13 protein-coding genes are annotated in these 18,469 nt (G+C 68.6%); 7 read left to right on the forward strand and 6 right to left on the reverse strand.

All coding sequences use genetic code 11. The features are described from left to right. Nucleotides 1-103 precede the first annotated feature (103 nt). The gene (locus H5395_RS13255; RefSeq protein WP_182793055.1) at nucleotides 104-1,063 is read left to right on the forward strand and encodes a glycosyltransferase family 2 protein; all 960 of its coding nucleotides are present in this window, start codon (nucleotides 104-106) and stop codon (nucleotides 1,061-1,063) included. Further along, nucleotides 1,056-2,213, forward strand: a complete 1,158-nt coding sequence (locus H5395_RS13260; RefSeq protein WP_182793056.1) for a glycosyltransferase family 4 protein — start codon at nucleotides 1,056-1,058, stop codon at nucleotides 2,211-2,213. The genes H5395_RS13255 and H5395_RS13260 overlap by 8 nt, the downstream gene beginning before the upstream one ends. A 9-nt stretch (nucleotides 2,214-2,222) precedes the next feature. On the opposite strand, the gene H5395_RS13265 is transcribed toward H5395_RS13260, so the two are convergent. The 5 genes from H5395_RS13265 to H5395_RS13285 form a co-directional block, all read right to left on the reverse strand. Beyond that, the gene (locus H5395_RS13265; protein WP_182793057.1) at nucleotides 2,223-3,641 is read right to left on the reverse strand and encodes a glycosyl hydrolase; all 1,419 of its coding nucleotides are present in this window, start codon (nucleotides 3,639-3,641) and stop codon (nucleotides 2,223-2,225) included. Nucleotides 3,642-3,972: 331 nt separating this feature from the next. Then, the gene (locus tag H5395_RS13270) at nucleotides 3,973-5,325 is read right to left on the reverse strand and encodes a GntP family permease (RefSeq protein WP_182793058.1); all 1,353 of its coding nucleotides are present in this window, start codon (nucleotides 5,323-5,325) and stop codon (nucleotides 3,973-3,975) included. A 173-nt stretch (nucleotides 5,326-5,498) separates the two neighbouring features. Then, on the reverse strand, nucleotides 5,499-6,527 hold the full coding sequence (gene proX, locus H5395_RS13275) for a glycine betaine/L-proline ABC transporter substrate-binding protein ProX (protein ID WP_220495032.1): 1,029 nt from the start codon (nucleotides 6,525-6,527) through the stop codon (nucleotides 5,499-5,501). A gap of 76 nt (nucleotides 6,528-6,603) precedes the next feature. Further along, the gene (locus H5395_RS13280; RefSeq protein WP_182793059.1) at nucleotides 6,604-7,539 is read right to left on the reverse strand and encodes a proline/glycine betaine ABC transporter permease; all 936 of its coding nucleotides are present in this window, start codon (nucleotides 7,537-7,539) and stop codon (nucleotides 6,604-6,606) included. After that, complete coding sequence (locus H5395_RS13285; protein WP_182793060.1) at nucleotides 7,523-8,758, reverse strand: glycine betaine/L-proline ABC transporter ATP-binding protein; 1,236 nt, start codon at nucleotides 8,756-8,758, stop codon at nucleotides 7,523-7,525. Before H5395_RS13285 ends, H5395_RS13280 begins: the two co-directional genes overlap by 17 nt. A 326-nt stretch (nucleotides 8,759-9,084) precedes the next feature. Here H5395_RS13285 and panB point away from each other — a divergent pair, with 326 nt between their 5' ends. Beyond that, nucleotides 9,085-9,909: a 3-methyl-2-oxobutanoate hydroxymethyltransferase gene (gene panB / locus H5395_RS13290; protein ID WP_182793061.1), complete on the forward strand. Its 825-nt coding sequence runs from the start codon at nucleotides 9,085-9,087 to the stop codon at nucleotides 9,907-9,909. Continuing rightward, the gene (gene panC, locus H5395_RS13295; RefSeq protein WP_182793062.1) at nucleotides 9,906-10,760 is read left to right on the forward strand and encodes a pantoate--beta-alanine ligase; all 855 of its coding nucleotides are present in this window, start codon (nucleotides 9,906-9,908) and stop codon (nucleotides 10,758-10,760) included. Before panB ends, panC begins: the two co-directional genes overlap by 4 nt. A gap of 12 nt (nucleotides 10,761-10,772) precedes the next feature. Here the strand turns inward: panC and H5395_RS13300 are convergent, their stop codons facing one another. Then, a complete protein-coding gene (locus tag H5395_RS13300) occupies nucleotides 10,773-12,086 on the reverse strand; it encodes an AarF/ABC1/UbiB kinase family protein (RefSeq protein ID WP_182793063.1) in 1,314 nt (437 codons plus the stop codon). A 244-nt stretch (nucleotides 12,087-12,330) separates the two neighbouring features. Between H5395_RS13300 and H5395_RS13305 the strand changes: the two genes are divergently transcribed. The 3 genes from H5395_RS13305 to H5395_RS13315 are packed head-to-tail and all read left to right on the forward strand — an operon-like array spanning nucleotide 12,331 to nucleotide 18,215. After that, nucleotides 12,331-13,488, forward strand: a complete 1,158-nt coding sequence (locus H5395_RS13305) for an efflux RND transporter periplasmic adaptor subunit (RefSeq protein ID WP_182793064.1) — start codon at nucleotides 12,331-12,333, stop codon at nucleotides 13,486-13,488. After that, nucleotides 13,488-16,628, forward strand: a complete 3,141-nt coding sequence (locus H5395_RS13310; RefSeq protein ID WP_220495034.1) for an efflux RND transporter permease subunit — start codon at nucleotides 13,488-13,490, stop codon at nucleotides 16,626-16,628. Before H5395_RS13305 ends, H5395_RS13310 begins: the two co-directional genes overlap by 1 nt. A gap of 48 nt (nucleotides 16,629-16,676) precedes the next feature. Then, on the forward strand, nucleotides 16,677-18,215 hold the full coding sequence (locus H5395_RS13315) for a phosphatidylserine/phosphatidylglycerophosphate/cardiolipin synthase family protein (protein ID WP_182793065.1): 1,539 nt from the start codon (nucleotides 16,677-16,679) through the stop codon (nucleotides 18,213-18,215). Nucleotides 18,216-18,469 lie beyond the last annotated feature (254 nt).

Genomic DNA, 18,469 nt, shown 5'->3' on the forward strand with positions numbered 1-18,469 from the left:
CGGCAATTCCCCGCCTGTCAAACACATTTCGGTTTGCCTTCGAGTGATCTGAGGCGTCCTATTAACTATATAACGATCTCCACGTTTCGCATCGGCGGCCTTGATGAACCGGACATTCAGGAATGCAGCAGCGCCCGGCGGCGATCGCGCAGGCGGCCCGCCGCGATTCTCGATCGTCATCCCGGCCTACAACCGCGCCGACACCATCGGCCGCGCGATCGAATCCTGCCTGGCCCAGACCTTCCCCGACTTCGAGGTGATCGTCGTGGACGACGGCTCGCGCGACAACACCGCCGCGGCGGTCGAGGCCATGGGCGACCCCCGCATCCGCTGCATCCGCCAGCCCAATGCGGGCGCCTCGGCCGCCCGGAACACGGGCGCGGGCGCGGCCCATGGCGAATTCCTTGCGTTTCTTGATTCGGACGACGAGTTCCTGCCCCGCAAGCTGCAGCGGCTGGACGCGGCGATCCGTGAGGATGACGCGCCGGAGCTGACCGTCTGGTATTCGCCGCTGCTGTTCGATCGCGGCGATGGCAACCGCATGGTCAAGCCGCCGCGCGCCATCGGCCCGGATGAAAGCGTCGGCGACTACCTGTTCGCGGACGAGGGGTTGATGCAGACCTCGACCCTCGTGATCCCGCGGGCGCTGTTCGCGCGGGTCAGCTTCGACCGCGGCCTGCGCTGCCTCGAGGACCTCGACCTCTGCCTGCGGCTGGAGGAGGCGGGCGCCCGCTTCCGCATGCTGCCCGAGCCAGAGGTGATCTGGCACGACGACCGCGCCGCCGGGCGGCTGAGCTATACCACCTCGCAGGCCGAGGTGCTGGAATGGGCGGCGCGGCAGGCCGGGCGGCTGTCGCCCCGCGCCATGCACGGCTATCTCGCCCGCTTCCTTGTCCCCCAGATCGTCCGCACCCGGCCCTTGCGCGCCCTGTCGCTGCTGGCCTCGGCGATCCGCCATGGCGGCCTCGGCCCCAGCCGCGCCGCCATGCTGCTGGCGCGGGGCGCGGCGCCGGGGATCTACGGCCGCCTGCGCGACGCCGTGACAAAGGTGCGCCATGCGTGACGCCAACCCCCCCCTGCACCGCATCCTTCATGTGACCGAAGCCCCCCTGGGCGGTGTCGTGACCTATCTCGAGGAACTGGTGGGCGAGCAGTTGCACAGCCTCGCGGATGTGCAGATCGACGTCATCACCCCGGAAATCAACCGCGAGGCGCTGTCGAAGCTGTCCGGCCCGCGGTTCAGCCTGATCACCTTCCGCCACCGCCGCGGCTCGGTCCGGGCGCTTCTGCGGATGGCGCTGCTGACGCTGCGCCATGTCCGCCGGACCCGGCCGGACATCCTGCACATCCATTCGACCTTCGCCGGCGCCGCGATCCGCGCCTTCTTCCCGCTGATCCCCAAGGGGACGCATGTGGTCTATTGCCCGCATGGCTGGGCCTTCTCGCGCGAAGGCTCAAGCCGGATGCGGCGGGCGACGGCCCTCGTGGAACGGCTGCTGGCCCGCGTGACCGAGCGGATCGTCTGCATCTCGGACCACGAACGGCGCGAGGCGCTGGCCGCGGGCATTTCCCCCGACCGGCTGGTGGTGATCGAGAACGGCATCAGCCCGCCTCCGGGGACCGGGATCGCGGGCGACTACCTGACGCCCGCGCCCGCCCGCCGGCTGATCGCCTTCGCCGGACGCTTCGACCGGCAGAAGGGCTTCGACACCTTCCTCGAGGTCATGCGCGAGCTGGGGGACGAGGCCGAGGCTGTCGCAATCGGCAGCAGCATCACCTCGGACGAGGCGCTGCCCGATTGCCCCGACAACGTCCGCATCATCGGCTGGCAGGACCGCGCGACGGTCTTCGACCTGTATCGCCGGGCCGACCTGCTGCTGGTCCCGTCCCGCTGGGAAGGCTTCGGCCTTGTCGCCGCCGAGGCGATGCAGCAGGGGCTTGCGGTCTTTGCCAGCCAGGTGGGCGGGCTGCAGGACATCGTCGTCGATAACGAGACGGGCCGGCTGTTCCAGCCCGACGACGTGCAGGGGATCGTGGCGATGATCCGCGCCACGCCGGATGCCGAGCTGGCCCGCTTCGGCGAGAACGGCCGCCGCCGCTATCTGGCCCGCTACACGACCGCGCAGATGACGGCCAAGGTCACGGCGCTTTACAACGAGCTGCTGGCAGGGAAGGCAGGCGCCGGGGTCGTCAGCGCCCGCCATATCCTGTAAAGCTGCGGATCAGATCAGGAAGTCCGACGCGCTGAGCTGGTGGATACCGTCCAGGACGATGTTGACCTCGAACTCGCGGTCGTTGTCGGTGTTGGCCTGGATATAGGTCTTGTTATGCGCCCGGCTGGTGTAGGCCCCCAGGTCGCCCGCGTCCCGCAGCCAGTTCGAGCCGACGAAATCGAAGCCCTGGTGGCCCCAGCGCCCGGAATCGGCATCAAGGCCGCGCAGGTCGATCCTGTCGCCCTTTTCCCAGTCGGTGATGCGGTCATAGGACCCGGCTTCGCTGAACACGAAGGTGTCCCGGCCCGAACCGCCCGTGAAGATGTCGCGTCCGCCCTTGCCGATCAGGATGTCGTCGCCGCTGGTGCCGCGCAGCACGTCGTTGCCGCTGCCGCCCTCGATGGTCCGGCCGTTGTCGGACCCGGAACCCGAGTCGGGGGCCGGCTGCTGCGGCGGCGGTGCCGCGTAAACCGGGGGCTGTTCGGCCTCGCCCCGCGGCGGCGAGGAAACAGGCCCCGAGCCGCCGTCCTGGGTGCCCAGTTCCTTGAACGCCCAGTAGGCCTCGCGGCGGTTGCCGTTGCCGTCCAGCAGGCCGAAGCCCGGCTCGAAGCTGGAATCCTGGTACGAGAACCACATGATCGGCCCGGCCCAGGGCAGGTCCTCGGCGATGTCGACGGCATCGCGCAGCATCCGCGCCGCCTCGCCCTGGCTGACGGTCAGGCCATTGCCCGCCTGCTTGGCGCCGAACTCGGTCATCCAGATCTGCTTGTGCGAGTCGCCGTTGTCCACCATCGTCTTGCGGATGCCGTCTTCCATCATCTGCCAGCCGTTGTAGGACTTGTCGCTGCTGGGCATCAGCGGGAAGCTGTAGGGGTGGTAGCCCACGGCGTCGAAATAGTCCTTGGCCCCCGCGTCATACATCTGCTTGAGGTAGTCGACCGCGCCCCACATCCCGTTGCCGGTCGAGGGGACGGCCGCGGTGCCGCCGGTGATGACAGCGTCGTCGCCGTTCACCGCCTTGATCGCGTCATGCGCCTGCTGCAGCACCCTTGTATAGTTCTGGGGCGTGATCCCGCTCTTGTTCTGCTCGTTCAGGACTTCCCAGTGGTCCACGATGTGGTCATAGCGCTGCGCCGCAGCGCCCGCGAAGCGGCCGAAGGCTTCCTGGTCGGCGCGGCTGGACAGGTTGTCGCCCACCCAGTTCGGGGTGTTGTTCAGCACCGCCGTGACCTTGATCCCCTTGGCGTCAAGGGCGTTGAAGACCTTGTCCACCTGCGACCATTCAAAGCTGCCGTTGGCGCGGGGCTGGACAAGGCTCCAGTGGATGTCCAGGCGCACCCAGTCGACGCCGAGCGCCACATAGTCGTCGATTTCGGCATTCATCTCTGCCGTGGAACGTCCCAGCAACTCTCCGAACGGAGTCGCCATGCCCAACTGTCCCGGTTTTGCTCTTGCTGCCATGATTCAGCAGATTCCCTTTGTGATAGTGCCGGCGGAGGGGTTACGGCACACCCCATCACCTTGTCAGCATGGGGGAAATCCGCTCGGCATAGCTTCGCCGAACCGTCGGCGAGAGAACGCTTACAACCTGTGGTTGTGATTCTCAATGATTTGTTATTTGCTTCCCCAGAGGCCAGCCCGTGGTGGATCGTTGCATGAGATTTCTCTCTGAACCGGGCAGCCGCCGACGTCCCGCAGCCCGTGGAAGGGGCAGGTTGCCAGACGCTCGCGGCGGCGGAAAAAGCCGCCGGGCGCGGTTCTAGAGAACCATGCTCACAAGGAACACCATGGGCAGGGATACCAGCGACGCCAGCGAGGTGACGACCGTCAGCGTCTTCAGCGCGCCCGAGGTGGAGAGACCCAGCAACGCCTTGAACATCCAGAAGAAGTTGCTGTTCACATGGACCGCGAACAGCGACCCCGAAGCGATGGCGAGGCCGATCACCACCGGCGAGACGGAAAGCTGCGGGATGATCGGCCCGATGATGCCCGCGGCCGTCAGCGCCGCCACCGAGACCGAGCCGATGGCCAGGTGCAGCACCGCCGCGATGAACCACGCCAGCAGGATGCTGAGCAGGACCGACCCGCTGGCGTCAGCCGAGAACAGACCCGCCAATGCCTCGCCCATGCCCGAGGCGCCGATGACCTCGCCAAGCGAGCCGCCGACCCCGGTGATCAGCAGGATTTCGCCACTGGTATGGAAGCCCTCGGACACCGCCGCGTTGCTGCGCTCGATCCCGATGGACCGGCGGGCCTGCAGATAGGCCCAGAGCAGCCCGACGAACAGCGCCAGATTCGCGTTGCCGATGAAATCGATGAAGTCGTTGGTGATGCCCGCAAGGTCGGCGAAGGCCCCGAAGGCGATCATCAGCAGCGGCACAAGGATGGGCGCGACCGACATGGGCAGGCTGGGGATATTCACGTCCCGCACCTCCTCGACCGCGCGGTCATGCGCCTCGACCTCCTCCATCGCGTCGTCGGGGTCCTCGTCCGAGACGGGTTTCCAGTAGCGCGTCCGCAGCAGCATCTGGAACAGGAAGGTCGTCAGCAGCGCGGTGGAAAGCCCGAGGATCAGGCCCCAGAACAGCCAGGCCCCGAGGCTCACATCCACTTGGCCTGCGATCAGCAGCACGGCCAGCCCCGGCACCACGAAGACATAGCCCGAGAAGATGCCCGTGCCGATGGCCCCCGCCAGCAGCGGCAGGCCGGTCCGCCCGACATGGGGCGCAACCGCGCGGGCGACCGGCGAGGCCAGCACCACCTGCACATCGACATAGATCGAGGGGAAGATCGTCGACATGACCGCCGCCATGGCATAGGGCAGCCGCCGTGGCCCGACGCCTGCGACCAGCACCGTGACGATGCGCTTGAAGGCCCCTGTCGCGTGCAGAAGCGAGCCGATCAGCACCCCGAAGCCGATCAGCAGCCCGACCTTGGCCATGATCTCGCCGAAGCCCGAGGTGATCGCGGCCAGCGTCCCGGTGAAACCCACCCCCGAGGCGAGCCCGAGGTAAAGCGAACCCAGCACCAGCGCGATGACCGGGTCCACCCGCATGCGGATGATGAGAAGGATGACCAGCAGGATCGCAACGGCGCAGTGCAACACGACCATGGGGCCTGTTCCTTTCCGCAGGTGGATGCCCGTTCACCGCTCCTCACGAAATGGCGAGCGGGCATTGGATGAACCCCAGCGCCCGAACCTGCCCGGCGGTTCCATTCCGGCCCGTGACGAAAACGGGCGCAGGTTTCCCGGCGCCCGCTGTTCCGTGCATCCTGTCTGTCGGGTCAGCGCGCGGCGGCGCGGGCCTGTTCCAGCCAGCCGTCCACGGTGGCGCGGTTTTCCGCGATCCATGCGGTGGCATGGGCCACGATGTCGGTGTCGCCCGCGTTCATCTTCGCGCTCTGCGCCGACATTTCGGCCGCCGGGATCTCGGCGGCTTCCAGCAGCGCCCGCACGGCCGGGTTCTCGTCCAGGAAGGCCGTGTTCACGACCGAGGAGATGTCGTTGGCCGGAAAGCCCAGCCGGCAGGGATCGCTGACGCAGCCCTCGATCCCCGGACTGGTGGCGGAATCCGCCAGGTGCATCAGGTCGGCAGGCAGGTCCACTTCGGGAACCTCAATCCAGACCACGTCCTCGCCGGGCACCAGTTCGTTCACCGTCCAGTTGGGCGTCCAGGTGTAGAAGAACACCGGCTCACCCGCGCCATGGGCCGCGACCGCGTCGGCCATGGCGGCGGCATAGCCCGCCTTGATCGGGTTCACGTGGTCGCGCAGGTCATAGGCCTCGATGTGATGTTCCAGCACCATCTCGCAGGCCCAGCCGGGCGGGCAGGCCACCAGGTCCGCGCGGCCATCGCCGTCGCGGTCGAAGGCTTCCTTGACCTCGTCGCGCTTGAAATCCTCGACCGAGGTGATCCCCAGCCGCTCGGCCGCGGCCTTGTCCACCAGATAGCCCTCGATCGATCCGCGGGGCGCGACCACGCCGACGACCTCGGCCCCGCTTTCATAAAACGGGCTGTAGGTGGTGTGGCCGGGGAAATAGCCGTCCACCCACATGGTCACGTCGCCATAGGCGACCGACTGGTAGAAGGCGGGGTTGTCCAGCGTCATCGGCTGGGACACCTCGTAGCCGAGTTCGCGCAGCACCTGGCTGAAGATCTCGGTCTGGAACCAGCCGGTGTCCCAGCTTGGGCGGGCCATGGTGATCGACTGGCCCTCGCCGGGGCGGTCCTGGTTCTGGGCCTGCGCCGGCATGGCGGACAACAGCGCCACTGCGGCAGTCGCGATCAGGGGAAGCTTGAGACGGGACATCATCCGGGTCTCCTTTTCTCTTGTTTCGATTTGCGGATGGACGGGCCAACGGTCGGCCCGCCATGCGAAAGAGGCAGGTTCAGCCTGCCTTCCGGGTTTCAGGCACGGGCGCCGGCACGGCCTGCGGGCGGAAAAGGCCCGAAATCCGCTGGCGCAACGAGGCGCGGCGGACGCCTGACCGCTCGGCCAGCCCCTGGGTGATGCGGTCCAGCACGATGGCAAGGACCACGATGCCGACGCCGCCCGCGGTCGCGCCGCCCACGTCCATGCGGCCAAGGCCGGTGTTGACGACAAGGCCGAGGCCGCCGCCGCCGATCAGCGCCGCGATGACGACCATCGACAGCGCCATCATCAGCGTCTGGTTCAGCCCCGCCATGATCGTCCGCATCGCCAGCGGAAGCTGCAGGTCCCACAGCATCTGCCAGCGGGTGGAGCCGAAGGCCTCGGCCGCCTCGATCAGGTCGGCGCGGACGTTGCGGATGCCGAGGTTGGTCAGCCGCACGATGGGGGGCAGGGCGAAGACGATGGTGGCGATGATGCCCGGCGCCATGCCGACGCCGAACAGCATCACGATCGGCACCAGATAGACGAAGGACGGGATCGTCTGCATCACGTCCAGAACGGGCCGCATGATCTTCCACGCGAGGTCCGAACGCGCGGCGAGGATGCCCGCCGGGATGCCGATGACGGCGCAGAAGAAGACCGAGGTCACGATCATCGCCAGCGTGGTCATCGTTTCGCCCCAGAGGCCGATCATGTCCACGAAGGCGAAGCCGAGGATGGTGAAGATCGCCATCCCGCGCCCGGCAGTCTTCCATGCCGCCCCCGCGAACAGCGCCGTCGTCACCAGCATCGGCACCGCAAGGAACAGGGCCTCCAGCCAGCCGAGGACCGAGGTGATCGGCACCTGCGCCGCGCGGAAGAAGGGCCGGAAGTTCGGGACCAGCCAGCCCCGGACAAAGGCGTTCACCCAGTCATCGAAGGGCAGGGTCACGATGTCAGCGGGGCTGAGCATGGGCTTGCTCCTTGTCCTGGGGGATTTCGGCGCCGGCATCGCCCGACAGATGCGCCAGCACGTCCGACGGTTCGACCACGCCCACCAGCCGCTCGCGGTCGTCGGTGACGGCGATCGGCAGGCCGGAACCGGCCGCGCCGTAAAGGTCGCTGAGACTGGTCGTGGCGTCGGCGGTGGGGAAGTCGGTGATCAGCGCATCCTGCAGCGTCGTCGTAGGGCTGGGGTCCATTTCCGAGGCGGCGAGCTGCTGATAGGTCACGACGCCCGCGACCCGCAGTCCGTCCATGACGTAAAGGGCGTTGCTGCCCCCCTGTTCCATCATCCGCAGGGCGTCGCGGACGCTGGTCTGGCGAAGCTGCAGGGTCGTGGCCGGGCTTGACACGTCGTCGGCGGTGAAGACGCGGCCGCGGTCGATGTCTGCCACGAAGGCCGCGACGTAATCATCGGCGGGGGCGGTCACGATTTCCTGCGCGGTGCCGATCTGGACGATGCGGCCGTCCTTCATGATGGCGATGCGGTTGCCCAGCAGCAGCGCCTCGTTCAGGTCATGGGTGATGAAGACGATGGTCTTCTTCAGCTTCTGCTGCAGGTTCAGCAGTTCGGTCTGCATCTCGCGCCGGATCAGCGGGTCCAGCGCGCCAAAAGGTTCGTCCATCAGCAGGATGTCCGATCCGGCGGCGAGCCCGCGCGCAAGGCCGACACGCTGCTGCATCCCGCCCGACAGGTCGGACGGCAGGCTGTCGGCCCAGGGCGCGAGCCCGACCTGCTCCAGAACCTCAAGCGCGCGGGCGCGGCGCCGGTCCTTCGGAACCCCGGTGATCTTCAGCCCGTAGGCCACGTTGTCGGCCAGCGTCCAATGCGGGAACAGGGCGAAATGCTGGAAGATCATCGAGATCTTCTCGCGCCGGATGCGGCGCAGCGCGGCGGGACTGGCGCTTGCGACATCCTCTCCGTCGATGAGGATCTGCCCGGCGGTGGGCGCAATCAGCCCGTTCAGCATCCGCACCAGCGTGGACTTGCCCGAGCCGGACAGGCCCATGACCACGAAGATCTCGCCTTCCTTCACGCTGAACGAGGCGTCCTGGACGCCCACGGTCGCGCCGGTCTGGGCGAGGATCTCCTGCTTGCTTTTCCCCTGCTGCAGCAGGCGCAAGGCGCCGTCGGCGTCATTGCCGAACACCTTGTAGACCTGGCTTACCGCCAGCTTTGAATCCTGCATGTGGCTCCGTCTTCAACCCTGATCGGCGCCGGCCGGATGACCGGCGGCACATGAATGAAGGCCCCACACCGAAGTGCGGCGCTACCCTGCAATCGCATCGGATCACGAGCGGGCAGGACGCATCAGGAAAAGCGTCCGGGACCTGCGAACCCGGCGGTTCCTATACCGGGAAGCCTTGGAAAACAACCTTCTTGCGGCACAGGGCCGTCAGGCGCGGCAGGTTGCGGGTTCCATTCCGCGCCTTGTCGTATATTCTCGGCATGGGTCGAAGGACGCATTCCAGCCCTGCGCGGGGCGGGAAATCCGGCGGGAAAGGACAGGCAGGCATGAGCGTAGCGGCAGCCATCCGGGCGATCACGCCGCCCGACATCCTGGCGCGCAAGGGGGGCGATCCCATTGCCTGCCTGACCGCCTACACGACCCCCATGGCGCGGCTGGTGGACCGGCATTGCGAGCTGGTGCTGGTCGGCGACAGCCTCGGCATGGTGCTGCACGGGCTGCCATCCACCCTTGGCGTCACGATCGAGATGATGATCCTGCACGGGCAGGCCGTCCGGCGGGGGCTGGACCGGGCGCTGATGGTGATCGACATGCCCTTCGGTTCCTACGAGGAAGACCCGCAGCAGGCCTTCCGCAACGCCGCCCGGCTGATGGCGGAAACCGGGGCGGGGGCGGTCAAGCTGGAAGGCGGGGCCGGGATGGCCGGAACCGTGGGCTTCCTGACCGCGCGGGGCATCCCCGTCATGGCCCATGTCGGGCTGACGCCGCAGGCGGTCCACACGCTCGGCGGCTACAAGGTGCAGGGCCGGGGCGAGGACGGCGACCGGATCGCGGCCGAGGCGGCGGCGCTGGCCGGGGCAGGGGCCTTTTCGCTGGTGATGGAAAAGGTGCCCGAGGGGCTGGCCCGCCGCATCACCGAAGCCATCCCGATCCCCACCATCGGCATCGGGGCGTCCGCCGCCTGCGACGGCCAGATCCTCGTCATCGACGACATGCTGGGATTGTTCGAGGACTTCCGCCCGAAGTTCGTGCGCCGCTATGCCGAGCTTGGCCGCGACGCCGGCAGCGCCATCGCCGCCTATGCCGATGACGTCCGTGCGCGCCGCTTTCCCGCGCCGGAACACGCCTTCGCCGACGAACCCGCGCAATGAGCGTCCCGATCGTCTCCACCCTTGCCGAGTTGCGCGCCACCACCGCCCGCTGGAGATCCGAGGGCGCAACCATCGCCGTGGTCCCCACCATGGGCGCGCTGCACGAAGGCCACCTGAGCCTTGTCCGCGCGGCGCTTTCCCGCGCCGACCGGGTGGTGGTCACGCTTTTCGTCAACCCGCGCCAGTTCAACAGCGCCGCCGACCTCGCCGCCTATCCCCGCACGGAAGGAGAGGATGCTGCCAAGCTGGGGCCGACCGGGGCGCATCTGCTTTATGCCCCGGCGGCCGGGGAAATCTATCCGCCGGGCTTCGCCACCACCGTCTCGGTCCACGGCGTGACCGAGGGGCTTTGCGGCGCCCATCGCCCCGGCCATTTCGACGGGGTAACGACGGTGGTGTCCAAGCTGTTCCTGCAGACCGGGGCGGACCTCGCCTTCTTCGGGGAAAAGGACTTCCAGCAGTTGCAGGTGGTCCGCCGCATGGCCCGCGACCTCGACATCCCCATCGAGGTGATCGGCTGCGAGACGGTGCGCGAGGCGGACGGGCTGGCGCTGTCGTCGCGCAACCTGCGCCTGTCGGCAGCCGAACGGGCGATTGCGCCGAAGTTGGCCGCCGCGCTGTTCCGCGCGGCCGGGGCGCTGTCGGCGGGTGAGGCCGCCGCGCCGGTGCTGGCGGCGGCGCGGAAGGCGATCCTTTCGACCGGCTTCCGCGAGGTCGAATACCTTGACCTGCGCGCCGAGGACGACTTGTCCCCTCTTGAGTGCGCTGACCGCCCGGCCCGCCTGCTGGTGGCGGCATGGCTGGGCGAGACCCGGCTGATCGACAACGTCCCCGTGGCGGGGGCCGCGTAGGGCGGCCCGCGTTCAGCCGTGCCGGGCCACGAGGTCCAGCAGCGGCACCCGTGCCCCCAACCGTACGCAGAGCAGCGCGGTGCCGCTGATCTTGCGCTGGATGAAGATCGTTTCCGCCGGGGGCAGGCCCCAGCTTTCCCGGTCGGCAAGGATCGGCGCGGCGAGTTCGCGCAACTCGGCCACGAAGCCGCGGTCGGCAAAGTCGAACAATCCGCCGCGGCTCGCCTCGACATGGGCCAGCAGGACGGCGATCATGGTCCCGATCACCGCGCCGTGCCGCTGGTCCTGCGCGGGCGAAACGAAGCCCGCCGCCACCAGCGCCCCGCGCAGACGCCCGCCGTCGCCCGACAGCCCGGCGCGCAGCAGGTTGCGGTAGGCGCCGGCGGTTTCGGGCGCAACCGGGCGCGTGGCCCCGAAATCCAGCAGGACGATCCGCCCGCTGTCCGCCTGCCAGCGGTAGTTGGCGAAATTGGGATCGGTCTGCATCAGCCCGAAGTCGAACAGTTCGCGCAGCACGAGGTCCAGAAGGGCCGAAAGCGCCGCATTGCGCTGGTCCTCGGGGGCGTCGGCAAGGGTCTCGATCGGGGCGCCGGGCTGGAAGTCCATCGGCAGGACGCCGGGGCGCAGCAGATCGTCCACCGGGCGCGGCACGGCAAAGCGGGGATCACCTTCCAGCAGCGCGGCATAGCGGCGCATCTGCGCGGCCTCGCGGGCATAGTCGGCTTCCTCGTGCAACTGCCGCCGCGCCTCGGCCAGCAGCGGGCCGGTGTCGAGGCCGGGGGGCAGCAGCCCCGACAGCCGCAGCAGCGTGGCCACATTGTCGATGTCGGCGTCGATGCTGGCCGCAACGCCCGGATACTGGACCTTGACCGCCAGCACCTGCCCCGAGGGCAGGACGGCGCGGTGGACCTGCCCGATCGAGGCTGCGGCAAGCGGGCGTCCCTCGAACCGGGCGAAGCGGCGGCGCCAGTCCGGCCCCCATGCCCCGGCCAGCACCCCGTCAAGCTGGCGGGGCGGCATGACATGGGCCTCGTCGCGCAGCCGGGCGAGGATCGCGGTCAGTTCCGGCGGCAGCATGTCGCCCGCATCAAGGGACAGCATCTGCCCCAGCTTCATCGCCGCGCCCCGCATCCGCGAAAGCTGCGCGGTCACCTTGCGGGCATTGGCGGGCGTCAGCAGCAGGTCGGGCAACTGCGGGCGCTCTCCCCTCGCCAGCCGGCGGGCGCCTTCGCCCAGGGCGCCGGCCGCGACGCCGCCGGCGATCCGGCCGAAACCCGCAAGGCGGGCAAGCCGGGCCGAGGGAACCCTGCGGGAACGGTCGGTCATGGATGAAGCCCTTTGCCCGAGGGGTGCGGGCAGCAGATAGGCACGGGCGGGGGCCGGTGAAAGAACACCCACGCGGTTTTAAGGCGCGGACCCGTCCCGCATGGGCCTTGCCCGGGGGCAGGAAAGGGACATAGCCTCGCTTTTGCGTGACCCCGCGGGCCACGGCGGGATATTCTTGGCCCCGCCGATGCAACCGAACCGCGGTTTTCGGCTTGGACCTGAGGGCAACACAAGGGGCGGGACGATGGTGCGACGGCTTCTGGCGACCCTTGCGCTTCTGGCACTGGCCTCGCAGCCGGCCTTGTCCCAGCAGCCCGCGATGCCGCCCCCCGCCGTGGTGGCGGCCCCCGTCGCCGTCAAGCCGATCGCGGATGCCGAGGTCTTCAGCGGCACGGTCGAGGCGATCGACGCCGTGGACCTGATCGCCCGCGTGCAGGGCTTTCTTGATGCCGTCGAATTCGACGCGGGCGATTTCGTGGATGAGGGCCAGACCCTGTTCCGCATCGAATCCGCCCCCTATGACGCCGCCGTTGGCGCGGCCGAGGCGCGGGTGGCCCAGGCCCGGGCGCAACTGCTGAACACCGAGCAGCAGCTTGCCCGGCAGGAGGTGCTGGTCCAGCGCAACGTCACCGCCCAGTCGCTGCTGGAGGACGCGCAGGCGACCGAGGCCGCCGCCCGCGCCGCCGTCGCCGTGGCAGAGGCCGACCTGCAGAGCGCCCGCATCCAGCAGGGCTACACCACCATCGCCGCCCCCTTCGCGGGCGAGATCAGCCGCGCCTTTTATTCGCAGGGCGCGCTGGTCGGGCCGACCAGCGGGCCGCTGGCCTCGCTGGTCCAGACCGACCCGATCCGCGTGGTCTTTTCCATCTCGGACCGGCTGCTGATCGAGCTTCGCAGCCAGGAGGCCGAGGGGCGGCACCTGTCGGCGGGCGATCTCGCCTTCCGGGTGATCCTTGCCAATGGCGCGGCCTATCCCTTGGAAGGAAGGCCCGAATACGTGTCCAGCCAGACCGACCCGGCGACCGGCACGGTGCCGGTGCGGCTTGTTCTTGAAAACCCCGACCGCATCCTGATCCCCGGCCAGTTCGTCAGCGTCTCGGTCGGGCCGCGGACCCCGCCCGAACTGCCGGTGGTGCCCCAGCTTGCCACCCTGCAGGACCGCGAGGGGCGCTATGTCTATGTCGTGAACGACGACGGCACCGTGTCGCAGCGCCGCATCCGCACCGCGGCGCAGGTCGGCACCGAGCTTGCCGTGACCGAGGGGCTGTCGGGGGGCGAGACCATTGTCCTGCAGGGCCTGCAGCGGCTGGCCGACGGGATGGCGGTGCAGGTCGCCCCGCAGCAGGCGGTCGTGACCGGCACGGCCGGCGCCGCCGTAACCAGCACCGATGGTGCGAACTGATGTCGCGCTTCTTCATCGACCGGGTCCGCTTCGCCGTCGTCCTGTCGCTGCTGATCTCGATCGTGGGGGCCATCGCGCTGGCGATCCTGCCGGTCCAGCAATATCCCCAGATCACGCCCCCCACAGTCAATGTCATCGCCGCCTATCCCGGTGCTGACGCCGTCACCATTTCCGAGGTCGTGGCCAGCCCCATCGAGACCGCCGTGAACGGCGTCGACGGCATGATCTACATGAGTTCGACCAGTTCCAACGCCGGGCTCTACATCCTGTCGATCACCTTCGAGGTCGGCACCGATGTCGATCTGGCGCAGGTGGACGTGCAGAACGCGGTGCAAAGCGCGATGCCGCAACTGCCGACGCCGGTGACGCAGCAGGGCGTGACGGTGAACGCCAGTTCCCCCGACTTCATCCTGGCCATCGCGCTTCTGTCCCCGGACGGCAGCGTGGACGAGCTGGAAATCGCCAACTACGCCTCGACCACGCTGCTGGACCCCATCGCGCGGGTGAACGGGGTCGGGGACACCTCGGTCGTGGGGGCGGCGGAATATTCGATGCGGGTCTGGATGGACCGCCCGCGCATGGACGCGCTGTCGATCCCGCCCGCCGAGGTGATGGCCGCGATCCGCGAGCAGAACATCCAGGCCTCGCTGGGAACCATCGGCGCGCCGCCCTCGCTGGGCGGCGTCGACCTGCAATACACCATCGTGGGCGAGGGCCAGTTGTCCGAAGTCCGCGAGTTCGAGAACATCATCATCCGCGAGGGCGCGAACGGCGCCATGATCCGCCTGGGCGACATCGCGCGGGTGGAACTGGGCGCGCAAAGCTATGCCGCGCAGGCCCGCGTCAGCGGGCTGGAAGCCGCGATGATCCAGGTGAACCAGTCGCCCGACGCCAACGCGCTGGACACCCGCGACGCCGTGCTGGCCGAGATCGAGCGGCTGTCGGCCCAGTTCCCGCCGGGGCTGGAATACCAGGTGATCTATGACGCGACGCTGTTCGTCAGTTCCAGCGTCAACCTAATCCTGACAATCCTCGTGGAAGCCTTCATCACCGTCATGGTGATCGTCTTCCTGTTCCTGCAGGACTGGCGCGCGACGGTGGTGGCGGGCGTGGCGATCCCCGTCTCGCTGCTGGGGGCGATGGCGGCGCTGCTGGTGATGGGCTATTCGCTGAACACCATCTCGCTTCTGGCGCTGGTGCTGGCGATCGGGCTTGTGGTCGATGACGCGATCCTTGTCGTGGAAAACGTCCAGCACGTGCTGGAGGAAGACCCCAGCCTGTCCATGCGCGAGGCCGCGCGCCGGGCGATGGACCAGATCACCGCGCCGATCATCTCGACCACCTTCGTGCTGCTGGCGGTGGTGACGCCCACGGCCTTCCTGCCCGGCATCAGCGGCCAGCTTTACCGGCAGTTCGCGGTCACGGTGGGCTTCGGCCTAGCCATCTCGGCGCTGGTGGCGATCACGCTCAGCCCGGCCTTGGCGGCGGTGCTGATGCGCCCGCCGCGGCCGGGGGGCAACCGCAGCCCCTTGCGTTATGTCGGCCGCTTCATCGACTGGGTGCGGGACGGCTATGGCCGCATCGTCGCCTTTCTTCTGCGGATCTGGATCGTGCCCTTGGGCATCCTCGCCGCCTGCTTCGCAGGCGCGGTGTGGCTCTTCATCAACCTGCCCGCGACCTTCCTGCCCGACGAGGACCAGGGGGCCTTCTTCGTCAACATCCAGTTGCCCGATGCGGCATCCCTGTCGCGCACGCAGGAGGTGCTGGACGAGGTCAACGCCACGCTGGCCGAAACGCCCGGCATCGCCAACACCATCTCGGTCGCGGGCTTCAGCATCCTGCAGGGGACGGTGGTGCCGAACGGCGCCATGGTCGTCGCCTCGCTGATCCCCTGGGAGGAACGGACAAGCGACGAGTTGCAGCTTTCCGCGCTGGTGGGGCAGCTCAACGCCCGGTTCGCGGCGATCCCCGGCGCGGTGATCGGGGTCTTCGCCCCGCCGCCGATCCCCGGCGTGGGCGCGGTCGGCGGCCTCGACCTGCGGCTGCAGGCATTGCAGGGCCAGTCGCCGCAGGAACTGGGCGAGGTGCTGCGGTCCTTCGTCAGCCAGGCCAACCAGGCGCCCGAGATCGGGGGGGTGACCTCGACCTACAGCGCCGCGGTCCCGCAGGTCTTCGTGGAAATCGACCGCACCCGGGCGGAACGGCTGGGTCTCAGTGTCAGCGACATCTACAACGTGATCGGCACGCATTTCGGATCGGCCTATGTCAACGACTTCACCCTTGGGGGCCGGGTCTTCGACGTGAACCTGTCGGCGGACGCGCCTTACCGCGATACCGCAGACGACATCCTCGACCTGCGGGTGCTGAACGAGGACGGCCGGATGGTGCCGCTGCAGAATGTCGTCACGGTGCATGACGACCTCGGGCCCTACACCGTGCAGCGCTACAATCTGTATCAATCGGCGACGATCAACGGCCAGCCCGCGCCCGGCTTCAGCACCGGCGCCGCCATGGGCGCGGTCGAGCGCATCGCCGCCGAGACCCTGCCCGCGGGCTTCTCGCTCGCCTGGTCGGGGCTGTCGCTGCAGCAGGCGGAAAGCAGCGGCAGCGAGATCGTGGTCTTCGGGATCGCGCTGCTTTTCGCCTATCTGTTCCTTGTCGCGCTTTACGAAAGCTGGATGCTGCCGGTGTCCATCATCCTGTCGCTGGGGGCAGCGGCCTTTGGCGCGATGCTGGCCCTGCGGCTGGTGGGGCTGCCGACCAGCCTTTACGTCCAGATTGCGCTGGTCCTGCTGATCGGGCTTGCGGCCAAGAACGCGATCCTCGTGGTCGAGTTCGCCAAGGACCGCTCGGACGACGGCATGACTCCGCGGCAGGCGGCGGTCAGCGGCTCGGTCGCGCGGTTCCGGGCGGTGCTGATGACCTCGCTGGCGTTCATCTTCGGCGTGCTGCCCTTGGCGCGCTCGGCAGGGGCGGGGGCAGGGTCGCAGAACTCGGTCGGCGTCACGATCATCGGGGGGATGATCGGGATGACGCTGATCGGGATGTTCGTGATCCCGGCGCTGTTCTTCGTGATCCAGTCGATGCGCGAATGGTTCCACAGCCGCGGCCGCAAGCAAAGGGACGTGCAGGCGGAATAGCAGCGCCTGCGCTGTTGACGCCGCCCGAGCATCACCTTTCATGGGCCCATGCTGAAGAAAGCCGCCGTCCTTCTGGCCCTTGTGCTGGCGCTGCTGGCCGGCCTGCATCTGGTCTTTCGCCCGCCCCCGCTGGAGGGGCGGATCGCCAGCGCGGCGGTGCAGGCGTCAGTCGGGACGCCGCTTGGCCGGCTGGCGCTGGCAGGACCGGAGGGACAAAGCGGCGTGGTGCCGCTGATCGAGGGGCTGGACGCCTTTGCCGCCCGCGTGGCCCTGATCCGGGCGGCGACGCAGGCGCTGGACGTGCAGTATTACATCTGGCAGCGCGACGCGACGGGCCTGATCCTGCTGGACGAGTTGCGGCGCGCGGCGGAGCGCGGGGTCCGCGTGCGGCTGCTGCTGGACGACAACGGCATCGCCGGGCTGGACCCCGACCTCGCGGCGCTGGATGCGTTGGCCGGCGTCGAGGTGCGGCTGTTCAACCCCTTCATCCTGCGCCGCCCTAAGGTCCTAGGCTATGCCTTCGACTTCGTGCGGCTGAACCGGCGGATGCACAACAAGTCGCTGACCGCCGATGGCGCCATGAGCATCCTCGGCGGCCGCAACATCGGCGACATCTACTTCGCCTTCGGCGAGGGGGTGCATTACATCGACACCGACGTGCTGGTGGCGGGGCCTGCCGCCCATGCCGTGGGCGCGGATTTCGACCGCTACTGGGCCAGCGGCTCGGCCTATCCGGCGGGGCTGATCCTGCCCGCGCCGCAGGAGGAGGCGCTGGCGCGGCTGGTCGCGGATGCCGATGCCGCCGCGCTTTCGGCCGAGGGGCGGCTTTACGCCGGGCGGCTGGCGCAGTCCAATGTGGTGACGGCGATCGGGACGGGCGGGCAGGTCCTTGAATGGACAAGGGTGGCGCTGGTCAGCGACGACCCGGCCAAGGGGCTGGGGCAGGCGAGGGTGGACGACCTGCTGTTCCCGCAACTGATGGCGCTGCTGGCGGGACCGGGACGCTCGGTCGATCTGGTCTCGGCCTATTTCGTGCCGGGCCGCCGCTTCACCGAGGCGCTGGTCGGGCTGGCGCAGTCCGGCACCCGCGTCCGCATCCTGACCAATTCGCAGAATGCAACCGACGTGATCCTGGTCCATGGCGCCTATGTGAAATACCGTCCCGACCTGCTGGCGGCGGGCGTCGAACTTTACGAGCTGAAGCCCGGCTTCGCCGCCGACCCCGAGGAGGAAGAGCGCGCGCCCATCGGCGGCTCGTCCCGCGCCAGCCTGCATTCCAAGATCATGGCCGTGGACGGGCGCGAGGTCTTCATCGGCTCGTTCAACTTCGACCCCCGGTCCTTCGGGCTGAACACCGAAATGGGCGTGCTGATCGACAGCCCGCGTCTGGCCGCCGGCCTTTCGGGGGCTTTCGCCACCACCTTCCTCGATGCCAGCTACCGCCTGTCCCTGCAGGACGGCGCGCTGGTCTGGGAAGAAACGGTCCGGGGAGATGCCATGCGCCATGAGAAAGAGCCCGGCGCGACCCCGTTCTCGCGGCTTCTGCTGGCGCTGGTGGGGCTGCTGCCGATCGAGTGGCTGCTTTGAGGTTCCCGATCGAGGCAGCCGAGGGGGAGGGGTGCCGGTTCTTCCGGCCGCTGTTCTGTTGGTGCCCAGCCGAGTGGGGAGGATCAAAGTCGCACTCCAAGATAGCGCGTCCCCCAAAGGCGACAAATGTTGCAACCATCCAGAAATGTCACCCTTGCTGGCAATTCAGGAATGTCACCGGGCGCCACGATGCCGGCAGCCGGGCAGGGCGGAGACCTCCGCCATCGCAGCCCTGACCGGCTGCCTTGAGCGGC

Origin of the sequence: Paracoccus sp. MC1854, assembly GCF_014164635.1 — a bacterium.
GTDB lineage: Bacteria > Pseudomonadota > Alphaproteobacteria > Rhodobacterales > Rhodobacteraceae > Paracoccus.

Excerpts from the sequence above, each read along its gene's own strand:
- H5395_RS13255 (WP_182793055.1), top strand. The coding sequence starts at position 104 with ATGAACCGGACATTCAGGAATGCAGCAGCGCCCGGCGGCGATCGCGCA.
- H5395_RS13260 (WP_182793056.1), top strand. The coding sequence starts at position 1,056 with ATGCGTGACGCCAACCCCCCCCTGCACCGCATCCTTCATGTGACCGAA.
- H5395_RS13265 (WP_182793057.1), bottom strand. The coding sequence starts at position 3,641 with ATGGCGACTCCGTTCGGAGAGTTGCTGGGACGTTCCACGGCAGAGATG.
- H5395_RS13270 (WP_182793058.1), bottom strand. The coding sequence starts at position 5,325 with ATGGTCGTGTTGCACTGCGCCGTTGCGATCCTGCTGGTCATCCTTCTC.
- proX (WP_220495032.1), bottom strand. The coding sequence starts at position 6,527 with ATGATGTCCCGTCTCAAGCTTCCCCTGATCGCGACTGCCGCAGTGGCG.
- H5395_RS13280 (WP_182793059.1), bottom strand. The coding sequence starts at position 7,539 with ATGCTCAGCCCCGCTGACATCGTGACCCTGCCCTTCGATGACTGGGTG.
- H5395_RS13285 (WP_182793060.1), bottom strand. The coding sequence starts at position 8,758 with ATGCAGGATTCAAAGCTGGCGGTAAGCCAGGTCTACAAGGTGTTCGGC.
- panB (WP_182793061.1), top strand. The coding sequence starts at position 9,085 with ATGAGCGTAGCGGCAGCCATCCGGGCGATCACGCCGCCCGACATCCTG.
- panC (WP_182793062.1), top strand. The coding sequence starts at position 9,906 with ATGAGCGTCCCGATCGTCTCCACCCTTGCCGAGTTGCGCGCCACCACC.
- H5395_RS13300 (WP_182793063.1), bottom strand. The coding sequence starts at position 12,086 with ATGACCGACCGTTCCCGCAGGGTTCCCTCGGCCCGGCTTGCCCGCCTT.
- H5395_RS13305 (WP_182793064.1), top strand. The coding sequence starts at position 12,331 with ATGGTGCGACGGCTTCTGGCGACCCTTGCGCTTCTGGCACTGGCCTCG.
- H5395_RS13310 (WP_220495034.1), top strand. The coding sequence starts at position 13,488 with ATGTCGCGCTTCTTCATCGACCGGGTCCGCTTCGCCGTCGTCCTGTCG.
- H5395_RS13315 (WP_182793065.1), top strand. The coding sequence starts at position 16,677 with ATGCTGAAGAAAGCCGCCGTCCTTCTGGCCCTTGTGCTGGCGCTGCTG.